Consider the following 22,099-nt stretch of genomic DNA (forward strand, 5'->3'; position numbering starts at 1 on the left):
ACAGACCGTGATCGCCGATGTTCAACGGTCAAGGAGCCAACGTGCGCCACCGATCAGTGACGTGAGAGTGACCGCGTGAAAGAGAATCAGCCAGCAGAAGGCCGGGACATTGGTCAGCCGGGCGAGCTGGTCGGCGTCCGAGTCCCGCGCCGCGCCCCTGCGCCGTTTCGACTGCAGCTCGAAGACCGGGCGCACCCCGCCCAACAGCAGGAACCACACCACCAGATAGGCGAAGGCGGCCTGCACCTCCGGCTCGGTGAGCCAGGAGACCAGCAGGAACAGCGCGCAGGTGAGCAGCACCGTCAGCAGGCCGTAGGCGTTGCGCACCATCACCAGCAGGGCCAGCAGCAGCGCCGTGGCCCCCCACAGCAGCGCGGTGATCCGGCCCTCGCCGAGCAGCGCGGCACCGCCGAGGCCCAGCAGCGACGGGGCCGTATAGCCGGCCGCCGCGGTGAGGATCATGCCGATCCCGGTCGGCTTGCCCCGGGAGACGGTCAGCCCCGAAGTGTCCGAATGCAGTCGGATCCCCTCCAGCCGCCGCCCGCTGAGCAGCGCCACCAGACCGTGCCCGCCCTCGTGCGCGATGGTGATGGTGTTCCGGGCCAACCGCCACACGCCGAACGGGACGACCGTCGCCAGCGCGACGACGGCCGTCCCGACTATCAGCCACAACTCGGGGGTGGGCTGGGTCCCGGTGACCCGATCCCACAGCTCCTCGAAATCCGCGATGTCCATGACTGCCCGATCCTAGGCCCTCGCGGCCCGGTACCGACGCCCTCTAACGACTCCGGACGGCAGAAGAAACGGTTCGGTCAAGGGGGCGCCCGTTGGGCCACCCGCAGGACGCCATTCACCCCAATGCCTCACATCCAGGAGGCATCGGCCTCGTTGGCGGAATGTGACCGCACTGCCACGCGAGGGCGAGGACCGCGACCGATGATGCACGACTCCCGAAGCGCGACCTGGTCGCCCGGCACGGAGGAGATGGGCGTCTTCCTGCCCCCCGATCTTCATCCGGTCGCCGGCGGCTGGGGCTTCGCCGACGAAACCGCGCGGCTCACCGATCTGTTGAAGCCGGACGAGCTGCCGGCGCAGGCGCCGCCCCGGCACCGCCGGGCCAGGCAGCGGGTGTCCGCCTCCCGGGAGCCGGCCAAGGTGCGCTGGCTGCGCTGGTCGAGCCTGTTCCTCGCCGCGCTGACCGCCGTGCTGGTGGCGATGCTCAGCGTGCTGGGCGGACTGGTGAGCTACCAGCCGCTGCGCGAGGCGGCGGCCCCCGGCCAGTCGCATCTGCTGAACGCCTGGTGGCCGCTGCTGGTCTACGGGCCGTGGCTGGTGGCCTCGCTCTGCATCCTGCGCGGGGCCCTGCACCAGCGCACCACCCGGCACTCCTGGGTCGTGGTGGTGCTCTTCTCCGGCCTGGCCGTCTGCCTCTGCGTGGCCCAGGCGCCGCTGACCGCCGTGGACATCGCCGTGGCCGCCGTGCCGCCGATCTCCGCGCTGGTCGCCTTCCACCAGATCGTCCGGCAGCTGACCCTGACCAACCCGCCCCGGCACGCGCTGCCCCGGCAGCGGACCGGACACCACCGGGCCTGACCGCCACCGCACCCGACCACCGACGGGCCGGAGCACCCTTACACCTCGGCGGCCAACTCATAGGCGTCACCGCGCTGTTGCCCACGCCCCGCCGCATGAACGAAGGGGGCGAAAACCCTGGCGCCGCTGTGGAACTCGACGCCGAGGCCCGGCGTGCTGGCCGGCGGCTCACGGTCCGTATATCCCCAGACGCGGGCGATCTCGGCGCAGCCGGCGTTGGCCAGCACCGCCACCAGATAGCGCTCGACCTCGGGCAGCCGCAGCCGACCGGCGCCCAACTCCGGCAACGGCACCGGCTCGGGCGCCGCCCGCTCCACCGACTCCTCGCCCGGCGCGGCCTGAGCCGTGACGGCCTGCCACAGCCGGGCGCCGGAGGCGAACGTCACCACCAGACCGAAGGGCCGCGCCGTCCCCTCCGACCAGGACTCGACCTCCTGGACGGCACCGGCCGCCGCATAGCTATCCCCGGCGAACTCCTGAAAGCGCGCTGGCCGCACGACTCTCCCCGACACCTTCCCCGATGACCCGAACCGACCCCGAACCGACCCGGAATGCCGCCAACTGATCTGTCGAGTCTAGAAGTTGGTCCGCCGGAACGGGGTCCCTCGAACGGGTGAGAGAACGGGCCTGGGAACGCCGAAGGCCCGACCGCGTCACCGCGAGCCGGGCCTTCGTTCCTGGGGTGAGTGACGGGACTTGAACCCGCGGCCACCTGGACCACAACCAGGTGCTCTACCAACTGAGCTACACCCACCACGACCGGTCCGGACAGTGCTCACCGGTGGTCCATCTCGCCTACTGACAGCTCCACCTGCGGCGCACCGCCGCCAACCGCTCCACAAGTGTACAGGCTCGGGGAGGGTGCTCGCGCCCGCCGTCAGCCCGGGGCCACCTGCTGGGCGGCGATCCGCCGGGCCGTCTCGGAGTCGGGCCCCGGCTGGGGCACGAAGACCGCCTCGCGGTAGTAGCGCAGCTCGGCGATGGACTCCCTGATGTCCGCCAGCGCGCGGTGGTTGCCGCTCTTCTGCGGGCTGTTGAAGTAGGCCCTGGGATACCAGCGCCTGGCCAGCTCCTTGATCGAGGACACATCGATCACGCGGTAGTGGAGATGCCCCTCAAGGGCTGGCATGTCCCGGGCGAGGAAGCCCCGGTCGGTGCCGATGGAGTTGCCGCAGAGCGGGCTCTTGCCCGCCTCGGGGGCCTCCCCGCGGATGTACTCCAGGACCAGCTCCTCCGCCTCGGCGAGCGTGCGTCCGCCGGGCAGCTCGTCGAGCAGCCCGGAGGCCGTGTGCATGGCGCGCACCACCTCGGGCATCGAGTCGAGCGCCGCGTCCGGCGGGCGGATCACCACGTCCACACCCTCGCCCAGCACATTCAGCTCGGAGTCGGTCACCAGCGCGGCGACCTCCACGAGCGCGTCGTCGGCCAGCGAGAGACCGGTCATCTCGCAGTCGATCCACACCATGCGATCGTTCATGCGAACAACCTTACGTCGCGCACCGCGACGGGCCCGTCGCGGTCCATCCGCTCCGGGCCCGTGTTGGCATGTCCTCGCTCGTCCCCCCTCAGCGTTCGGGGCGTGGCCGCTGCCCCGGCACCCGGGGCGAGTAGCCGTCGGCGAGCGGCTTGTTCCGGTTGGCGCCGTCCTGTTGTCGCGCCCGGTAGGCGGCGCGGTACGCCGCCGGTGAGGCGCCCAACTGCCGCCGGAAGTGGCCGCGCAGCGCCACCGGACTGCGGAAGCCACAGCGCCCCGCGACCTCGTCGACCGAGTAGTCCGACACCTCCAGCAGCCGCTGCGCCTGGAGCACCCGTTGGGTGATCAGCCACTGCAGCGGCGCGCTGCCGGTGAGCGACCGGAATCTCCGGTCGAAGGTGCGCCGACTCATGTAGGCGCGGGCCGCCAGCGTCTCCACGTCGAACTGCTCGTGGAGATGCTCCAGGGCCCAGGCCACCACCTCGGCCAGCGGATCCGCTCCGATGTCCTCTGGTAAAGAGCGGTCCAGATGGCGGTGCGCGCCGCCGTCCGTGCCGTTGCCCCGGCGGGGCGGCAGCACCAGACGACGGGCGAGCGCCGCCGCCGCCTCGGGGCCGTGGTCCTGGCGGACTATGTGGAGACAGAGATCGATCCCGGCCGCGGTGCCGGCCGAGGTCAGGATGTCCCCGTCGTCGACGAACAGCTCCCTCGGGTCCACATGGACCGACGGGTAGCGCTTCGCGAGCGTCGGGGCGTACATCCAGTGCGTGGTGGCCGGTCGGCCGTCCAGCAGACCGGCCGCGCCCAGGGCGAACGCCCCGGTGCACAGGCCGACGATCCTGGCGCCCTCACTGTGTGCCCTGCGCAGGGCGGTGAGCGCCGCCACCGGCGGCGGTCCTGTGATGGACCGCCACGCTGGCACGATCACCGTTCCGGCCCGGGCCACGGCGCCGAGCCCATAGGGCGCGCGCAGCTCCAGTCCCGCGGTGGTACGCAGGGGTCCGTCCTCGCCGGCACAGGCCAGCAGACGGTAACGCGGCACCCCGGCATCCTGGCGGTCGACGCCGAAGACGGACAACGGGATGGAGCTCTCGAACATCGGACTGCCGCTGAACAGCAGCACCGCGACGACTTCGCGGCGGCGTCGGGCAGCCAGCTTGACAGCGGGCTCGGGGCCGTGCGTTGGGTCCTGGCTCATGCTCCTCAGTTCCCTCGGTCGTCGCATCCTCTCGGTCCTGCACGTTTCCCCCGACGTGTTTGCCAAGATCGAATCTACTGTGTCGGGTGAGGTCGGCGGGACAAGTTCATCACTCGGCGCTAAATCGACATGACAACGTGGCGCGAAGCATTCGATCAGGAAGCGTTTCACGTAGCGGCAGTTGGGGGAAGTACGCCTCTCCGCTCGGGCACCCGCATCTGAAGGCAGCAGGCCAGGGGCGGCTCATCCGGCCGGTATACCCGAGGTGTTGGAGTGTCTCGCGAGCAAGGCGAAGCGTCCACTTGGAAGTTGGCTGAAAATAAAAGCCGTCAGCACGACCTTCAGACCGCGCGCCGGGCGTACGCCGGGGGCGTTCGGCGCCCGCCCACGCCGCATCGCCTTAGGCACGGAGAGTGATCATGTCCAGAACAGGAGCACCCATGCGCCCCTCCTCCGGGGCGCCGGCACCCCCGCCCGGAACCGATCACCCTGAGGCGGCGCCGGTATCCGAAAGTGTCCGAAACCGTTGCATCGGCCGTCGCCGATGCGGCATCCTGCACGGTCACGGTCCTGGGACCGGTTTCCAGGGTTGTACACACCATCTCTGGGAACTAGGTACCTGAACGCCGTACTCTGGAGGTGGAACCTGTGAGGAGATGGAGTATCCTCCTCCCCCTTCACCCGCTCCGCCCCCAGCTTGTACACATTCACGAGGTTTTCTCACCGACCCACCGCTGAGGCTCCGATGGCTGGATACGAGTTCCCCGAACCAGCGGATCGCAGGCGCGTCGCCGAACCTTCCGACACGCCCGACCCGGCGCCCGAGGACCACGCCGCGCGTGATCCCGCGTTCCAGCACGGCGTGGTCGTCGGATTCGACGGCTCCACGTCCAGTGAGCGCGCGCTGGCGTACGCCGCAGGGCTGGCCCAGCGCTCCCAGGCGGGCCTGATCATCGTGCATGTGGCCAACCGGCTGCCGACGACGGTCTGGGCCGGCTGCGAGCCGCCCGCGCTGGTCGATGTGCCCGACCACCGCACGGAGGTGCTGGGCCTTGAGCTGTCCTGCGCCGAGCACCTCTCCGAGCTTCCCTGGGTGCTGCTGGAGCGTGGCGGCGACATCTGCCACGAGCTGGAGGAGGTGGGCCGCGAGTACGCGGCCAACGCCATCGTCGTGGGCACCACCCAGGGCCTGCTGAGCCGCGTCTTCGGCTCGGTCTCCGGCCGCCTGGCGCGCCGCGCCCAGCGCCCGGTGATCGTCATCCCCTAGATCGTCCGGGGCGTCGCCCTCGCGAGTCCCTTCCGTCCCGGTGCCCCCACCGGCCCCATGGGGCCGGTCTCCCGGCCGCGCTCACCGAGCATTCACCAAATTCACCGACTCTTCGGGGTGGATTGTGCGTTTGTGATGGGCATAAAGGTGAGACCAGCTCCGCATAACCGCCCTCAGCGGCGCGGATCTGACGGCTCAGGCCGCCTGCCGGGAGGTGACGGACCCGGTAGCGGCTCTCCCCTGCCGGCGTAATGGGCGACGCCGGCAACCTGGGGCGGCCCCCGGGGTTGCGTATGGTGGCACGCACTCCCCCGGGGGCCGCCGCCTTCCGTGGCGGGCCGGCTGTCGACCGTCGGCCGTCAGCCGCCGGCGGCGAAGCTCACTCCACGGTCACCGACTTGGCGAGGTTGCGCGGCTTGTCGATGTCCCGGCCCAGGGCCAACGCCGTGTGGTAGGCGAGCAGCTGCAGCGGAATGCCCATCAGCACCGGATCCAGCTCCGGCTCGTTGCGCGGCACCAGGATGGTGTCGTCCGCCTTGGCCTGCTCCTCGTGGGCCACCGCCAGGATGCGGCCGCTGCGCGCCTTGATCTCCTCCAGGGTGGCCCGGTTCTTCTCCAGCAGCTCGTCGTTGGGCATGATCGCGACGGTGGGCACCGCCGGCTCGATCAGCGCGAGCGGGCCGTGCTTGAGCTCGGACGCCGGATAGGCCTCCGCGTGGATGTAGGAGACCTCCTTGAGCTTGAGGGACGCCTCCTTGGCCACCGGGAACCCGCGCACCCGCCCCACGAACATCATGCTCTTGGAGCCGGCGATGTCCCTGGCCAGTTCGGCGATCCGCTCCTCCTCCTTGAGCACCTCGCCGATCTGCTCGGGCAGCTTGCGCAGGCCCTCGATGATCCGTCGGCCGTCGGCGACCGACAGGTCCCGGATCCGGCCGAGGTGGAGCGCCAGCAGGGCGAAGGCGACGGCGGTGTTGGTGAAGCACTTGGTGGAGACCACACAGACCTCGGGCCCGGCGTGCACATAGACCCCGCCGTCGGTCTCCCTGGCGATGGCGGAGCCCACCACGTTGACCACGCCGAGGACCATGGCGCCCTTGCGCTTCAGCTCCTGGACGGCCGCGAGGGTGTCATAGGTCTCGCCGGACTGGCTGGTCGCGATGTAGAGGGTGTCCGGGTCCACCACCGCGTTGCGGTAGCGGAACTCGCTGGCCGGTTCGGCGTCGGCGGGGATCCGGGCCAGCTCCTCGATCAGCTGGGCGCCGATCAGGCCGGCGTGGTAGGCCGAACCGCAGCCGAGGATCTTCACCCGCCGCACGCCCCTGGCGGCCCTGGCGTCCAGGTTGAGCCCGCCGAGCCGGACGGTGGCGAAGCGGTCGTCGATCCGGCCGCGCAGCACCCGGTCCACCGCGTCGGGCTGCTCGGCGATCTCCTTGTGCATATAGGTGTCGTGGCCACCCATGTCATAGCTCTCCGCCTCCCACTCCACGGTGGTGGGGGCGGCGGCGGTGCGGCTGCCGTCGGTGGTGTAGGTGCGGTAGTCGTCGGCCTTGAGGGTGGCCATCTCGCCGTCGTCCAGGGTGATCACCTGGCGGGTGTGGCTGACCAGCGCGGCCACGTCGGAGGCGACGAACATCTCCTTCTCGCCGATGCCGAGCACCACGGGGGAGCCGTTGCGGGCCACCACGATCCGGTCGGGGAACTCGGCGTGCAGCACCGCGATGCCATAGGTGCCCTCGACATAGCGCAGCGCCTCGCGGACCTTCTCCTCCAGGGTGGCGGCCTGGGCGCGGGCGATCAGATGGGCCAGCACCTCGGTGTCGGTGTCGGAGACCAGCGGGATGCCGTCGGCGGCCAGCTTGGCGCGCAGCTCGGCCGAGTTGTCGATGATGCCGTTGTGCACCACGGCGACCTGCTCGGCGCCGTCCAGATGCGGATGGGCGTTGACATCGTTGGGCGCGCCATGGGTGGCCCAGCGGGTGTGCGCGATGCCGGCGGTGCCGGCGAACCTGGCCGGCAGCCGGCCCTCCAGCTCCCGTACCCGGCCGGCGGCCTTCGCGGTCTTCAGCCCGCCGCCCCTGCCGCTGCTGTGGATGGCGATACCGGCGGAGTCATAGCCTCGGTACTCAAGACGTTGGAGGCCCTCCAGCAGGAGCGGGGCGACATCCCTTTTGCCGATATATCCGACGATTCCGCACATAGAGTTTCCTCCTGCTGGTTGTTCACCTGGCTGCCTGCTGCCTGCCCGTCCCGCCCGCGCGCTCCGGCGGACCCGCTATCCGTAGACGATCCGTCGCAGCTGTCGCAGGGACAGCGTCGGCGGCGCCACCGCGCGGTGGGGCAGCTCGTCCGCGATCCGCTCGAAGATCCCCTCGTTGGTCAGCCCGTGGACGCGCAGCTCACGGTGCCGACGACGAACGAACTCCTCGGTGGTCTCGTCGAAATACGCCAACACATCGAGGACCACCCGCGCTGCTTCGCCACGCGTGAGCGTGCTGCTGCGCACCAGGTGGTCCACGAGGTCATCATGAGGCGTACGACGTTCGGGCACTCCTCGATACTGCGGATCTCCGCAGACTTTCGCAACAATCCTGCCCGATATCGGGCAGGGACGTGTCGTAAACGCGGGAAAACGGTTAGAGCCGGTCGATCATGGCCTTCTTGGCCGCGGTGAACTCCTCGTCCGTCAGCACCCCCGAACGGTGCAGCTCCCCCAACTCGCGCAGCCGGCGCAGGATCGTGTCATGGCCGCCGGCCCCCGTCTCCTGCGGCTCGGCCGGGGCCTTCTCCAGCAGGCGCGGCGTCGGGCTCAGCGGATGCGGCAGCCGCGCCAGCACGGCGGCGGCCAGCAGGGCGGACTCGGCGATGTCCTTGGCCATCTTCAGCCCCCAGAGCACCACGCTGTTGGGATCGTGCGCCGGCTTCACGGCGGCCAGCGCCGCGCCCTTGGGCAGAAAGCGCACCGAACCGTTCTCCCAGCCCACCGGCGGGGTCCACTGCACGGCGGCCAGATCGTCGAGGGCCAGGGTGCGGGGGCCCGCGCTCTTCTTGCTCTCCTCGGCGCCCCAGTTCCAGGAGATCCGCACCTCCTCCCCGTCGAAGACGACCTCGCCGTCGGAGGCGTGCAGGGTCAGCGGCACGGCCGGACCGGGCAGCAGATAGCGGTCGCACGGGCTGTTCGGCACCTGCTCGATCAGCAGCGCGTCCCGTACCGCTTCCACCAGGTACTCGGCGACGCCTGACCGGTCCTTCAGCACTTCGAGCTGGTAGGGATCGGCCGCGTCGGGCAGCTGACCGCCCGTCGCCTGCACCAGGGGATCCGCGCCGCGGCGCAACCGGAGCCGAAGCCGGCCGCTCTTACGGCCCGACTCGTAGGAGATCGAGGCCACGGCGGTGAGCGGCACCACCAGCTCGCCGAGCGAGGCGCGCAGCAGATGCACGCCCTTGCCATGCCCGGGGACAATGCGCAGCACATCGCCCTCGAAGTACCAAGCGCCGGACGGTTGACTGATCTCTGCCATGGCGACCATGGCCCGATTGTCGCAGCCGAGCGCGGGTCCGGAGCCCGGAGAGTGCCGGTTCCCCGATGGGACTCGACGACCAAACGGGGTGCGGGGTGCGGGTGTTGGTGCCGAGAATGCCCCATGCTGATCGACCACTGGCCGCTGCTGGGGCTCCGCTGCCGCCGGCGGAGCGGGCCCGTTCGGTGATCCGACACCACAGGCGCAGGTTGGGAAACTGGACCCCGGACAACTGGCAGCTGAACCTCACGGCCTTCGAGAACGGGCGGGCGGTGGGCCGCCAGTCCCTGTGGGCGCGCGACTTCCGCACCCTGCGGGAGGTGTCCACCGCCTCCTGGATCGGCCGGGCCGACCAGGGCCGGGGCCTCGGCACCGAGATGCGCGCGGCGGTGCTCGCGCTGGCCTTCGACGGGCTCGGCGCCGGGGACGCGGTCTCGGGGGCGTTCCAGGACAACCCGGCCTCGCACCGGGTGTCGACCAAGCTGGGCTATGTCGCGGACGGCGTGGAACGGCGGCTGGTGCGCGGCCGGCCGACCCTGATGCGCCGCATGCGCCTGACCGCCGACCGCCGGCCCGCCACCACTCCCCACCCGACCACCATCACCGGCCTCATCCCCTGCCTCCCCCTCTTCGGCCTGCGGCCATCACCGCCGGCCGCCGGCCCACCGACGCGTCGAGGCGGGCCGGCGCGGGGGGTCAGGCGGCCTTGAGGTGGCGGGCGATCAGCATGCGTTGGACTTCGCTGGTGCCCTCGCCGATCTCCAGGATCTTGGCGTCGCGCCACATCCGGGCCACCGGGTACTCGTTCATGAAGCCGTAGCCGCCGTGGATCTGGGTGGCCTCGCGGGCGTTGGTCACCGCGACGTCCGAGGCGTGCAGCTTGGCCATCGCGGCCTCCGTCTTGAACGACTCGCCGGCCAGCAGCCGGGACGCCGCGTCCCGCCAGGCGATCCGCGCCGTGTACGCCCGGGTCGCCATGTCGGCCAGCTTGAACTCGATCACCTGGTTGTCGCCGATCGGCCGGCCGAAGGCCGTGCGGGTGGCCGCATAGGACAGGGACTCGTCCAGGCAGCCCTGGGCCAGACCGGTGGCCATGGCCGCGATCGCGATCCGGCCCTCGTCAAGGATGCGCAGGAACTGGGCATAGCCCCGTCCCTCCTCGCCCAGCAGATGCGATGCCGGAACCCGCACGTCGACAAAGGACAACTCCCTGGTGTCCGAGGCGTTCCAGCCCACCTTGGAGTAGCCGGGCGCAACGGTGAGGCCGGGGGTGCCGGCGGGCACGACGATGGTGGAGATCAACGGGGACCCGTCGGGCTTGCGGCCCGTCACGGCCGTCACCGTGATCAGCCCGGTGATGTCGGTGCCGGAGTTGGTGATGAAGCTCTTGGTGCCGTTGATCACCCAGTCTCCGCCGTCTCCGCCGTCCCGCACCGCCGTGGTGCGGGTGCCGCCGGCGTCCGAGCCGCAGTCCGGTTCGGTGAGGCCGAACGCGCCCAGCGCCTCCCCCGAGCAGAGCGCCGGCAGCCAGCGGCGGCGCTGCTCCTCGGTGCCGAACCGGAAGATCGGCATGGCGCCGAGCGAGACCCCGGCCTCCAGCGTGATGGCCACCGACGAGTCCACCCGGGCCAACTCCTCGATGGCCAGGCACAGCGCCAGATAGTCGCCCCCCATCCCGCCGTACTCCTCAGGGAACGGCAGCCCGAAGAGGCCCATGCGCCCCATCTCGCGGACGATGTCGTAGGGGAACTCGTGGCGCTCGTAGAACTCGCCGATCTTGGGAGCCACCACATCATGGGCGAACGCCTCGACGGTGCGGCGAAGTTCCTCGTGCTCGGGGGTGAGGCGGTGGTCGAGGGACATGAGCGACTCCTTGCTACGAGCGGTCGGGTCGGTCAGGACTCCTTGTGGGAGAGCGCGGTGACCGTACGCGATGGGCTCGGCCGGCCGAGCCGGTCGGCGAGCCAACGGCTGGTGGCGACCAGCCGGTCGAGGTCGACGCCGGTCTCGATGCCCAGCCCGCGCAGCATCCACAGCAGATCCTCGGTGGCGAGGTTGCCGGTGGCGCTGCGGGCGAACGGGCAGCCGCCGAGACCGCCGGCGGAGGCGTCCACGGTGGTGACGCCGTGTTGAAGAGCGGCCAGGGTGTTGGCCAATGCCTGGCCATAGGTGTCGTGGAAATGGACGGCGAGGCCGTCCGTCGGGAGCCCGGCGGCGTTCAGCGCGGTCAGCACCTCTGCGACCCGGCCCGGCGTCGCGACGCCGATGGTGTCGCCCAGGCTCAGCTCGCCACAGCCCAGCTCCCGCAGCCGCACCGCCACCTCGACCACCTGGGAGACCGGGACCTCGCCCTCCCAGGGATCGCCGAAGCACATCGAAAGATAGCCGCGCACGGCCAGCCCCTCCGCGTTGGCGCGGGCCACCACGGGCGCGAACATGGCCAGCGACTCGGCGACCGTGCGGTTGAGGTTGGCCCGCGCGAAGGACTCGGTGACGGACGCGAAGACCGCGACCCGCCGGGCGCCGAGATCCAGCGCGCGCGCCAGCCCGCGCTCGTTGGGCACCAGCACGGGAAGCCGCGCCGGCAGCTCCCGCACCTGCGGGAACAGCTCCTCGGCGTCCGCCAGTTGGGGGACCCACTTCGGGTGGACGAAGCTGGTCGCCTCGACCGTGTCGAGGCCGGCGTCGACCAGCCGACGGATGAACTCCGCCTTGACCTCGACCGGGATCACCGTGGACTCGTTCTGCAGGCCGTCCCGTGGACCCACCTCGTGAATCCGGACCCGGGCGGGCAGGGTTGGTGCTGTCATGACGTCTCCTCGGCCGTGTGCGGAGTGACCCGGGCCAGTGGTTGGTCCATCGCCACGGTGTCCCCGACGGACACCTCGCAGGCCGTGACCGTACCGTCGTGCGGCGCGAGGACCGGATGTTCCATCTTCATCGCCTCCACCACCAGCAGGCTCTGCCCGGCCACCACCTCGTCGCCCACGGCGGCCTTGACCACCGTGACCGTGCCCGGCATGGGCGCGGTCAGGGCCTCGGCGCCCGGCGGCCCCGCCGTGGCACGGGAGAGCACCGGATCGTGCTCCACCACCTGCCAGGCCGAACCGGCCAGGCCCAGCCAGCGACCGGCGTGCGTGAAGGCCACCACGCGCCCCCCGTAGTCCAGGCGCGCGCTCCCCTCCCGCGCCGGAAGCAGCCGCGCCGGTACCCAGGGGCCTTCCCCGATCCTGGCCGCGCCGTCGCGCAGCCACACCGTCACCGGCTCGCCGCCCACCGCCCGCAGCCGGTGCGGGACCTCGGCGGGCTGACCCCCGAGCCGCCAGCCGGACGGCACGGCGAACGGATCCGTCCAGCCGTCGGCGCGCGGCGCCGGGGCCAACTCCCGCTGCCGCAGCAACGCGGCGGCCACATACACCTCGTCCGGCACCCCGCCGCCGGCCAGCTCGGCGGCGCAGGCGTCGACCAGGCCCGTGTCCAACTCCCCGGAGACCACCCTGGGATGGCCCAACAGCGCGCGCAGAAAACCGGTGTTGGTGTCCACGCCGAGCACCGTGGTCCCGGCCAGCGCGGCCCGCAGCCGACGCAGCGCGGTGGGCCGGTCGGGACCGTGCGCGACGACCTTGGCCAGCAGCGGATCGTAGTGCGCGCCGATCTCGGTGCCCTCGGCGATCCCGGAATCCACCCGGATCCCCTCGCCGGCCGGCTCACGCAGCAGCAGCACCGGACCCGACGAGGGCAGGAAATCCACCCGGCGGGCCCCGTCCACCCCCGTGACCCGGGCGCTCTCGGCGCAGATCCTGGCCTCCACCGCATGGCCGGCGAACGTGATCTCGTCCTGTCGGAACGGCAGTTCCTCGCCGGCGGCGATCCGCAGCTGCCACTCCACCAGATCGAGCCCGGTGATCAGCTCGGTGACCGGATGCTCCACCTGCAGCCGGGTGTTCATCTCCATGAAGTAGTGCTCGGCGCCCACCCCGTGGCCGGCGACGATGAACTCCACGGTGCCGGCGCCCCGGTAGCCGCAGGCCGCGGCGGCCCGCGCGGCGGCCCGGCCCATCGCCGCCCGCGTCTCCTCGTCCAGCAGCGGGCTCGGCGCCTCCTCGACGATCTTCTGGTGCCGGCGCTGCAACGAGCACTCGCGCTCCCCCAGATGGAGAACACGCCCGGTGTCGTCCGCGAGGATCTGGATCTCGATATGGCGCGGCCGGTCGATCCAGCGCTCCACCAGCAACGTGTCGTCGCCGAACGCGGCCAGCGCGGCCCGCCGCGCGGCGGCGATCTCCTCGGGCAGCAGCGCGGCGTCCCGCACCAGCCGCATCCCCTTGCCGCCGCCGCCGGCCGACGGCTTGAGCAGCACCGGCATCCCCAACTCGGCCGCGGCCGACGCCAGATCGGCGCCATGCCCGCCCGGGACCACGGGCACGCCGGCGGCGCCGACGGCGTCCTTGGCGCGGATCTTGTCGCCCATCACCTCGATCGCCTCGGCCGGCGGGCCGACGAAGACCAGGCCGGCGTCGGTGACCGCGCGGGCGAAGGCGGCGTTCTCGGCGAGGAAGCCGTAGCCGGGGTGCACGGCCTGAGCCCCGCCGCGCTCGGCCGCCGCGAGCAGCCGCGCCACGTCGAGATAGCTCTCGGCCGCCGGCGCCGGACCGAGACGCACCGCGCTGTCCGCCTCGGCCACATGGCGCGCGTCGGCGTCGGCGTCGCTGTAGACGGCGACGGAGGTCAGGCCGAGCCGGCGCAGCGTGCGGATGATCCGCACGGCGATCTCGCCCCGGTTGGCCACCAGCACCGTGTCGAACCCCGTCGGTCGGGTCATGGCTCGCCCCCTACATCCTGAAGACGCCGTAACCGGCGTCGGCCAGTGGCGCGTTGGCGCAGGCGGTGAGCGCCAGCCCGAGCACCGTCCTGGTCTCGGTCGGATCGATCACGCCGTCGTCCCAGAGCCGGGCGGTGGCGTAGTAGGCGTCGCCCTGGGCCTCGTACCGCTCCCTGATCGGCGCCTTGAACGCCTCCTCGTCGTCCGTCGACCACTCCTGGTCGGCCGCGGCCAACTGGTCCCGTTTGACGGTGGCCAGCACCGCGGCCGCCTGCTCGCCGCCCATCACGGAGATCTTGGCGCCGGGCCACATCCACAGGAACCGGGGGGAGTAGGCCCGGCCGCACATTGAGTAGTTGCCCGCGCCGTAGGAGCCGCCGATGACCACCGTCAGCTTGGGCACCCGGGCGCAGGCCACGGCCGTGACCATCTTGGCGCCGTGCTTGGCGATGCCGCCCGCCTCGTAGGCCCGGCCCACCATGAACCCCGAGATGTTCTGCAGGAACAGCAGCGGGATGCCGCGCTGGTCGCAGAGCTGGATGAAATGCGCGCCCTTCTGCGCGGACTCGGAGAAGAGAATGCCGTTGTTGGCCACGATCCCGACCGGATGACCGTGCAGCCGGGCGAAACCGGTCACCAACGTGCCGCCGAACTCGGCCTTGAACTCCTGGAACCGCGAGCCGTCCACCAGCCGCGCGATCACCTCGCGTACGTCATAGGGGGTGCGCGGATCGGCCGGCACCACCCCGTAGAGGCCGGCCGGATCCAGCGCCGGCTCCTCGACGGGCGCCACCTGCCAGGGCAACGGGCCGCGCGCGGGCAGGGTGGCGACGATGGTGCGCACGATGCGGAGCGCGTGCGCGTCGTCCTCGGCCAGATGGTCGGTCACCCCGGAGGCCCGCGCGTGCACCTCGCCGCCGCCCAGCTCCTCGGCGGTGACCACCTCCCCGGTGGCCGCCTTCACCAGCGGTGGCCCGCCCAGAAAGATCGTGCCCTGACCGCGCACGATGACCGCCTCGTCGCTCATCGCGGGAACGTAGGCGCCACCCGCCGTACAGGAACCGAGCACGGCGGCGATCTGTGGGATGCCCTCGGCGGACATCCGGGCCTGGTGGTAGAAGATGCGCCCGAAGTGGTCGCGGTCGGGGAAGACCTCGTCCTGCATCGGCAGGAAGGCACCGCCCGAGTCCACCAGATAGAGGCAGGGGAGGCGGTTCTCCAGCGCGACCTCCTGGGCGCGCAGATGCTTCTTGACCGTCATCGGGTAGTAGGTGCCGCCCTTGACCGTCGCGTCGTTGGCGACGATCATCACCTCCCGCCCGCTGACCCGGCCCACCCCGGCGATCACCCCGGCGGCCGGGGCCTGGCCGTCGTAGAGCCCTTCGGCGGCCAGTGGGGCCAGCTCAAGGAAGGGCGAGCCGGGATCGAGCAGGGCGTCCACCCGGTCCCGTGGAAGGAGTTTGCCGCGCGCCAGATGACGGGCGCGGGCGCGCTCCCCGCCGCCGAGGCGGGCCGTGGCCAGTCTCTCGCGCAGTCGGGCGGCGCGTTCTCGATGGACCGCCTCGTTGGCGGTGAACGCCTCGGAGGTCGGATCGGCCGTGCTGCTCAGCGTCGGTGCCTGCCGCATAGCCGTCAGGTTAACGCCCGCTAACCACCGTGTCTACAATACCTTTATGGGCATGCACGCTACGTCCAGTTCGTCAGCCTCTCCGGGCGCTTCGGGATCGCCGGCCCCCTCGCGCCGTGAGCAGATCCTCCGGGAGGCCTCGCGGCTGTTCGCCGCGCACGGCTTCCATGGCGTGGGGGTGGACGAGATAGGCGCCGCCGTGGGCATCAGCGGCCCCGCGCTCTACCGCCACTTCGCCGGCAAGGACGCGATGCTCACCGAACTGCTGGTGGGCATCAGCACCCGGCTCAGGGACGGCGGCCGACGCCGCGTCGCGGACGCCCGCGCCGCCGGGGAGCCGCCGTCGGCAGCCCTGGAGTCGCTGATCGCCGGCCATATCGCCTTCGCCCTGGACGACCGCGCGCTGATCACCCTGCACGACCGCGAGCTGGACCGGCTGCGTGAGGCGGACCGCAAGCAGGTGCGGCAGCTGCAACGGCAGTATGTGGAGCTGTGGGTCGAGGTGCTGTGCGAGGTCCGTCCCGAGCTGCCCCAGGAACGGGCCCTCGCCGCCGTGCACGCGGTCTTCGGCCTGCTCAACTCCACCCGCCACCTCTCCCGCCCCAGCGCACTGCCCAGCAGATCCGAAACCGCCGAACTCCTCCACCGCCTCGCCCTAGCCGCCTTCACCGCCGCATAACCGGCCCACCGCCGGCACCACACCGAGCTGCCGTTCGTGCGCAACCGGGCCGCCGTCAGCGCGTAGCCGGACCACCGTCGGTACGTGGCCGGGCCACCGCCGCCGGCGCGTAGCCAGACCACCGCCGGCACCACACCGAACTGCCGCCGGCACGTACCCGGACCACCGTTGGCGCGCAGCCGGCCCCCCGTCGGCACACAACCGGACCACCACCCGTGCGTAGCCGGACCCCACCCGCGCCACACCGAACTCCCGTTCGTGCGCAACCGGACCACCGTCAGCGCGCAACCGAACCCCGCCCGCGCCAGACAGAGCTCCCGCCGGCGCGTAGCCAGACCACCGCCGGCACCACACCGAACTGCCGCCGGCACGTACCCGGACCACCGTTGGCGCGCAGCCGGCCCCCCGTCGGCACACAACCGGACCACCACTCGCGCGTAGCCGGACCCCACCCGCGCCACACCGAACTCCCGTCGGCACGCGACCGGGTCGCCGTCGGCCCGCGGGCCCAACCTCGCTGGCCGACGCCGGACATACCCCTGGCTCCGGACGGAAGCCGTCCCCGACCGAACACTCGTCGGTTCAGGCCCGGGGCCCCGGCCGGAAGGCCAGTGTGCCCGGCCGGGCACGCCCGCCTGGCCCGTGCCGCGTCCGCCCCAAGCCGGCCTTCGGCGGCCCCAGGCCGGAAGGCCGCCGAAGCCCGGGCAGCGCCCCGGCGGGCCGTTCGCCGAAGCAGCCGACGCCCGCCCCGCCCCAAGCCAGAGGCCGTCGCCGAACCCCGGCCGGGCAGGCCACCGCCACGGCCGAACCCGAACGCCCGTCCGCACCCAAGCCGCAGCCGGGCCAGAGGCCGTCGCCAAACCCGGGCCGGGCAGGCCACCGTCGGCTGTCAGGCCGTCAGCTCCTGGACCAGCGCGTCGCGGAGGCGGGCCGCGCGGGTGGCGACCTCTTCCGGGCCCAGCTCTATCGCCCGCGTGCACCAGGCGCCGCCCTCCGCCAGGTCCCCGCGCCGCGAGGCCAGCAGCGCCAGCCGCAGCGCGGCGCGGCCGTGTCCGGCCTCCGCCGCCCGCCGCCACCAGAGCGCGGCCTCCGGCTCGCTCCCCTCACGGGCCAGCAGCAGCCCCAGGTTGAACGCTCCGTTGGGGCTGCCGGCCTCGGCCGCCTCGCGGTACCAGCGCGCGGCCGTGGTGACGTCGTCGCGGCTCGCCGCGCACATGCCGAGCCGCACCTGCGCCCGGCGGTGCCCCTGTTCGGCGGCGGCGGCGTACCAGCGCTCGTACTCGGGCGGCTCGTCGCCCGGCCCGGCCGCCTCGGCGTCCCGCTCCAGCAGCACCGCCATCCGGAACGCGCCCTCGACGCTGCCCCCCTCGGCGGCCTGCCGCAGCCACTTCTCCGCCAGCCGCTGCTCGTCCTCCGTGGTGCCGGACCGCAGCAGACCGACGGCCAGCTGCAGCGCGGCCTCGGCGTGCCCCGCCTCGGCGGCGCGCCGGTACCACCGCTCGGCGGCCTCCGGCTGCTCCCGACCGGCGTGCAGGATGCCCAGGTTGAACGCGGCGTCCACGCTGCCGGCCTCGGCGGCCTTGGAGAACCACGGCTCCGCGCCATCGGCGTCGCCCCGCTGCAGCAGCAGCACGGCCAACGCGTTGGCCGCCTCCCGATGCCCCGCGTAAGCGGCGCGCCGATACCACTGCTCGGCCTGCGCGGTGCGGCCCTGACCGGTGCTCAGCAGCGCGAGGTTGAAGGCGCCGTTGATATCGCCCGCCTCGACCGCCGCGCGGTACCAGCGCTGTGCCTCCTGCCGCTCGCCGCGCTCCGCGTAGAGCGCGCCCAGCGCGTTGGCCGCGGGGCCGTCGCCGTTCTGGGCCGCGCTCCGCCACCACTGCTCGGCGCCGGTCTCGTCGCCCGAATCGCGGAGCAGGAAACCCAGCGCGCTGGCCGCCCGCACCTCGCCGGCCTCGGCCGCCTCCAGATACCAGCGGCCGGCCTCCGCCGTCTCACCGCGCCGCTCCAGCAGCGCCCCGAGGCGCAGCGCGGCCCTGCGGTGGCCGCGCGCCGCCGACTGCCGGAACCAGGGCTCGGCCGCCGTCTCGTCCTGACGGGCCAGCAGGCAGGCGTGCCGGTAGGCGCCCTCGCGGTGCCCGCGCTCGGCCGCCTTCAGGAACCAGGCCGCGGCGTCCTCGTGCCCCCGGTGGTCGAGCAGATCGGCCAGCGCGTAGGCGCCGGACGCGTGCCCGGACTCGGCCGCGTGGCGCAGCCAGAACTCGGCCGCCGCCTCGTCCCCGCGCTCCCGGCAGTACCGGCCGAGCGCGTGCGCCGCCGGCGCCGAGCCGGCGACCGCGGCGATCCGCCACCATTCGGCGGCCTCGCCGGAACGCCCCGACTGGAGCAGCAGCACCCCCAGATTGTTGGCGGCCGACCGCTCGCCGTCCGCCGCCGCCTCGCGCAGCGGCCCCTCGGCACCGTCCAGGTCACCGAGACGCAGCAGCCGCGCGCCCTCCCGAGCGGCGGCTCGACTGCTCCCGAACCTGGCCTTGTCCCCCATAAGGTCCATAGTCGCACCACCTGAAACCTGCGTACACCTGGTATACCGCAGCCAGTGAAGTCACTTCAGCGGTTTATCGACTTCCCGATATGGATACACCCAAACGCCGTTGGACATGCCGAGTTATCGAGAATCGTGTCGCAGTATGGCCCCTCCCACTGACAGTGCCGGCCAGCGCCGTTCCGGGCCAACCGCCGAACACACGCCCAGGGTTGACGCCGCGTCCACTCCGAAAGCCGTCCCGCGCCGACGCCCCTCCGGTCGGGAACGGCCGAGGGCCCGATGCCGGTGACGGCATCGGGCCCTCGGATGACGAGCCTCGCTGGGCGCTGGGAACGCCCCGGTCGTGGCTAGGAGTTGACGTCCGCCGGCTCCTCGTCCGGCGGCGTCTCCTCCTCCTCGTTGCGCGCGGCGTCGTCCTGCTGCATCCGCTCCAACGCCTCCTCAAGGCGGGCCTGCGCCTCGCCGAAGGCCTCCCAGTCGCCGTTCTGCAGCGCCTCCTGGCTGTCGTCCCAGGCCTCCTGCGCCTCGGCGATGGCCTCCTCGACGGTCCCCGCGCCGTCCGGCGGCGGCTCCTCCTCGCCCTCTCCCGGTGGCGGGGACTCAGGTGGTTCCTCACCGGATTCGGTGACCCCGAAGACGACGTCCAGGGCCTCCTCAAGGGTGTCCTCGAAGGCTGTCTTCTCGCCGTAGGTCACCAGCACCCGCCGCAGCAGCGGGTAGTTGGTGCCGGCGCCGCGGACGAAGACGGGCTCCGCGTAGAGCAGACCGCCTTCCAGTGGCACGGTGAGCAGGTTGCCGTACTCGACCTCGGAGTCGCCTCTGGAGAGCAGGTTGATGCTCTCGGCGATCGTCGGATCGGAGTTGAACCGGCTCTGCACCTGTTGTGGACCCCAGACCGTCGTGTTGGACGGCAGGGTCAGGATTCTCATCGTGCCGTACCCGTCGCTTCTCGCGTCCGCCTCGACGGCCATATAGGCCGCCAGGGTGTCGCGGTTGAGCGGCGTGAACGTGGTGGTGAGCGAGAAGACCTGCTCGTCCTGGTCGGGCATCTTCATGCTCAGGTAGTACGGCGGCACCGACTGGTCGCCGTGCGTCGGATCGTCGGGCACCGCCCAACGCTCCGAACCGCTGTAGAACTGCCCGGCGTTGTCCACGTGGTAGCGCTGGAGCAGATCGCGCTGCACCTTGAAGAGGTCCTGCGGGTACCGCAGGTGGTCCAGCAACTCGTCGCTGATCTCCTCACGGTCCACCACGGTGCCGGGGAAGGCACTGCGCCAGGTCTTCAGGACCGGGTCCTCGGTGTCCCACTCGTAGAGCACGACATCACCCGAATAGGCGTCCACCGTGGCCTTGACCGAGTTCCTGATGTAGTTGACGTTGTTCTCCTGGGCGATCACCTCGCCCTGGTTTTCCGTCAACGACGTCTCGGTCGCGTCGCCCAACGTGGTGCGCGAGGAGTACGGATAGCCGTTGGTCGTGGTGTAGGCGTCCACGATCCACTGGACGCGCCCGTCCACCACCGCCGGGTACGGGTCCCCGTCGATCGTCAGCCAGGGGGCCACCGCCTCGACCCGCTCCTTGGGCGTGCGGTTGTAGAGGATGCGGGAACCCTCGCCGATGGCGCCGGAGTAGAGGATCTGCGGCTCGCCCAGGGTCAGCGCGTACGCCGCCCGGTTGAAGTAGTTGTCCAGGTTGACGCCGGCGTCGCCCGAGTAGCTGTACTCGACCTCGCCGTCCTCGCCCGCGTAGTCGATCTCCTGCTGGGGGCCGCCCACGATCGAGTACTGGGTGGTGTACTCGCCGAAGTAGATCCGGGGCTCGTAGTCGCCCAGATCGCCTTCCGGCGGCAGGTCGCGCTCCAGGAAGTCCGGCTGGCCGTTGGACTGGATCTCGGTGCCGCTGGCGGCCACCATGCCGAAGCCGTGGGTGTACCGGAAGTGGTCGTTGATCCAGTTCCGCTCGGGCACATTGTTGACGTTCATCTCACGAACGCCGATCACGGTGTCCCGGTCGTCACCCTCGATGGCGTACCGGTCCACGTCCAGCGTCGGGGCGAACTGGTAGTAGCCACGCACCTGCTGGATCTGCTGGAACGCCGGCGAGACCACGCTCGGGTCCAGCAGCCGGATGCTCGCCGTGTCGGAGACCGCGTTCCGCAGCTCCTCCGGATCCGCGTCGCTGGTGCCCGTGTAGTCCTCGAACTGCGCGTCGTCGATGTCGTACGCCTGGGTGGTGGACTCCATGTGCTTCTGGATGTACGGAGTCTCCTTGGCCACCTCGTTGGGCTTGACCTGGAACTGCTGGACCAGCGCCGGGTACACCCCGCCGATCAGCACGGCGGAGAGCACCATGAGGCCCAGGCCGATCACCGGCAGCTGCCAGACCCGCCGCCAGAGGGTGGCGAAGAACAGCACCGCGCAGATCGCGGCGATGATGGCCAGGATCGTCTTGGCCGGCAGATAGGCGTTGGCGTCCACGTAACGCAGACCCGTCCAGCCCTCGTTGTCCCGGAAGTCACCGCTCTTGAGGGCCAGCCCGTAGCGGTCGAGCCAGTAGGCGACGGCCTTCAGCGCCACGAAGAGACCGACCAGGACCGACAGATGCCCGGTGGCCGCGGTGGTGATCCGGCTGCCGGGGGTGGTGAGCCGGACCCCGCCGTAGAGGTAGTGGGTGAGCGCGGCGGCCAGTGTGGAGAGCACCACGACGGCGAAGCCGAAGCCCAGCAGGAACCGGTAGAAGGGGTAGTCGAAGGCGAAGAAGCCCACGTCCATGTTGAACTGCGGATCGGTGACCCCGAAGGACTCGCCGTTGACCCACTGCAGCCAGGTGCGCCACTGGCTGGAGGCCGAACCACCGGCGATCAGGCCGACCACCACCGAGACCGCCAGCACCACCCACTTCTTGAAGGGGGCGATACCCATCCGGTACCGGTCGAGGTTCTGTTGCTCCATCGACATCGCGCTCAGCGGCGGACGGAGCCGATGCGCCAGCCAGATGTTGAACCCGACCGCGAGCGTCATCAGCAGGCCGAAGATCACGAACATCACGGCCCTGGTCAGCATCTGGGTGCGGTACACGCTGGTGTAATCCACCGAGCGATACCACAACCAATCCGTCCAGAACCCCGCGAACATCGCGAACAGGATCGCCAACGCGGCCAGGATCGCCGCCGTGATCAGCAGGGACTTCGCGCCTCGGGACGGGCGCCCGACGCTGAACCTCGGCCCGCCAGGGCCTCTTGGTCCTCTGGGTCCGTTCGGACCGTTGGGGCGGCCCGAGCCCGAGCCCCGGTCCGGCATCTGGAAAGCCAAGGTGCGCACCTCAAAGATTCGCGGGATCTGAATCCGGGCCAATCCTGGGAACGGCCCACTGA

At 71.5% G+C, this 22,099-nt stretch carries 17 protein-coding genes and 1 tRNA gene; 4 read left to right on the forward strand and 14 right to left on the reverse strand.

The annotated features are described in order from the left end of the window. Positions 1-21: 21 nt before the first annotated feature. Positions 22-735: a M50 family metallopeptidase gene (locus AOM46_RS06155; RefSeq protein ID WP_062206807.1), complete on the reverse strand. Its 714-nt coding sequence runs from the start codon at positions 733-735 to the stop codon at positions 22-24. A gap of 201 nt (positions 736-936) precedes the next feature. On the opposite strand from AOM46_RS06155, the gene AOM46_RS06160 reads away from it, so the two are divergent. Continuing rightward, positions 937-1,593, forward strand: a complete 657-nt coding sequence (locus AOM46_RS06160) for a DUF2637 domain-containing protein (RefSeq protein ID WP_062206810.1) — start codon at positions 937-939, stop codon at positions 1,591-1,593. Between the two features lie 38 nt (positions 1,594-1,631). On the opposite strand, the gene AOM46_RS06165 is transcribed toward AOM46_RS06160, so the two are convergent. From AOM46_RS06165 to AOM46_RS06180, 4 genes are all read right to left on the reverse strand, one after another. Beyond that, positions 1,632-2,090, reverse strand: a complete 459-nt coding sequence (locus tag AOM46_RS06165) for a hypothetical protein (protein WP_062206811.1) — start codon at positions 2,088-2,090, stop codon at positions 1,632-1,634. A 181-nt stretch (positions 2,091-2,271) separates the two neighbouring features. Further along, positions 2,272-2,347 (reverse strand) — tRNA-His (locus AOM46_RS06170). 123 nt (positions 2,348-2,470) lie between these two features. Beyond that, positions 2,471-3,070 carry an oligoribonuclease gene (gene orn / locus AOM46_RS06175; protein ID WP_062206813.1) on the reverse strand — a complete coding sequence of 200 codons (600 nt, stop codon included), beginning with the start codon at positions 3,068-3,070 and terminating at the stop codon, positions 2,471-2,473. A gap of 88 nt (positions 3,071-3,158) precedes the next feature. Beyond that, complete coding sequence (locus AOM46_RS06180) at positions 3,159-4,265, reverse strand: GlxA family transcriptional regulator (protein ID WP_107080001.1); 1,107 nt, start codon at positions 4,263-4,265, stop codon at positions 3,159-3,161. A 745-nt stretch (positions 4,266-5,010) separates the two neighbouring features. Between AOM46_RS06180 and AOM46_RS06185 the strand changes: the two genes are divergently transcribed. Continuing rightward, a complete protein-coding gene (locus AOM46_RS06185) occupies positions 5,011-5,532 on the forward strand; it encodes a universal stress protein (RefSeq protein ID WP_062206816.1) in 522 nt (173 codons plus the stop codon). 379 nt (positions 5,533-5,911) lie between these two features. Here the strand turns inward: AOM46_RS06185 and glmS are convergent, their stop codons facing one another. From glmS to AOM46_RS06200, 3 genes are all read right to left on the reverse strand, one after another. Then, positions 5,912-7,732: a glutamine--fructose-6-phosphate transaminase (isomerizing) gene (glmS, locus tag AOM46_RS06190; RefSeq protein WP_062206818.1), complete on the reverse strand. Its 1,821-nt coding sequence runs from the start codon at positions 7,730-7,732 to the stop codon at positions 5,912-5,914. 75 nt (positions 7,733-7,807) lie between these two features. Further along, positions 7,808-8,083, reverse strand: a complete 276-nt coding sequence (locus tag AOM46_RS06195; RefSeq protein ID WP_062206819.1) for a hypothetical protein — start codon at positions 8,081-8,083, stop codon at positions 7,808-7,810. A gap of 85 nt (positions 8,084-8,168) precedes the next feature. Next, positions 8,169-9,053, reverse strand: coding sequence for a DUF4429 domain-containing protein (locus AOM46_RS06200; RefSeq protein WP_062208562.1), 885 nt, complete (start codon positions 9,051-9,053; stop codon positions 8,169-8,171). 116 nt (positions 9,054-9,169) lie between these two features. Between AOM46_RS06200 and AOM46_RS06205 the strand changes: the two genes are divergently transcribed. Beyond that, positions 9,170-9,763, forward strand: a complete 594-nt coding sequence (locus AOM46_RS06205) for a GNAT family N-acetyltransferase (protein ID WP_078856534.1) — start codon at positions 9,170-9,172, stop codon at positions 9,761-9,763. On the opposite strand, the gene AOM46_RS06210 is transcribed toward AOM46_RS06205, so the two are convergent. The 4 genes from AOM46_RS06210 to AOM46_RS06225 are packed head-to-tail and all read right to left on the reverse strand — an operon-like array spanning position 9,750 to position 15,502. After that, the gene (locus AOM46_RS06210; RefSeq protein WP_062206821.1) at positions 9,750-10,916 is read right to left on the reverse strand and encodes an acyl-CoA dehydrogenase family protein; all 1,167 of its coding nucleotides are present in this window, start codon (positions 10,914-10,916) and stop codon (positions 9,750-9,752) included. The genes AOM46_RS06205 and AOM46_RS06210 overlap by 14 nt on opposite strands. Before the next feature lie 32 nt (positions 10,917-10,948). Beyond that, complete coding sequence (locus AOM46_RS06215) at positions 10,949-11,863, reverse strand: hydroxymethylglutaryl-CoA lyase (RefSeq protein WP_062206823.1); 915 nt, start codon at positions 11,861-11,863, stop codon at positions 10,949-10,951. Then, positions 11,860-13,875 carry a biotin carboxylase N-terminal domain-containing protein gene (locus AOM46_RS06220; RefSeq protein WP_062206825.1) on the reverse strand — a complete coding sequence of 672 codons (2,016 nt, stop codon included), beginning with the start codon at positions 13,873-13,875 and terminating at the stop codon, positions 11,860-11,862. Before AOM46_RS06220 ends, AOM46_RS06215 begins: the two co-directional genes overlap by 4 nt. A 10-nt stretch (positions 13,876-13,885) precedes the next feature. Continuing rightward, positions 13,886-15,502 (reverse strand): carboxyl transferase domain-containing protein, encoded by a 1,617-nt coding sequence (locus AOM46_RS06225; protein ID WP_062206827.1) that lies wholly within the window; start codon positions 15,500-15,502, stop codon positions 13,886-13,888. Positions 15,503-15,554: 52 nt separating this feature from the next. On the opposite strand from AOM46_RS06225, the gene AOM46_RS06230 reads away from it, so the two are divergent. Further along, entirely contained in the window at positions 15,555-16,181 is a 627-nt protein-coding gene (locus AOM46_RS06230; RefSeq protein WP_062208564.1) for a TetR/AcrR family transcriptional regulator, read from the forward strand. 889 nt (positions 16,182-17,070) lie between these two features. On the opposite strand, the gene AOM46_RS06235 is transcribed toward AOM46_RS06230, so the two are convergent. Both AOM46_RS06235 and AOM46_RS06240 read right to left on the reverse strand, forming a co-directional pair. Beyond that, positions 17,071-18,723: a tetratricopeptide repeat protein gene (locus AOM46_RS06235; RefSeq protein WP_062206829.1), complete on the reverse strand. Its 1,653-nt coding sequence runs from the start codon at positions 18,721-18,723 to the stop codon at positions 17,071-17,073. A 350-nt stretch (positions 18,724-19,073) separates the two neighbouring features. Next, on the reverse strand, positions 19,074-22,046 hold the full coding sequence (locus tag AOM46_RS06240; protein WP_370592650.1) for a UPF0182 family protein: 2,973 nt from the start codon (positions 22,044-22,046) through the stop codon (positions 19,074-19,076). Between the last annotated feature and the right edge of the window lie 53 nt (positions 22,047-22,099).

Origin of the sequence: Streptomyces sp. NBRC 109706 (assembly GCF_000974485.1) — a bacterium.
Classification (GTDB): Bacteria; Actinomycetota; Actinomycetes; order Streptomycetales; family Streptomycetaceae; genus Streptomyces.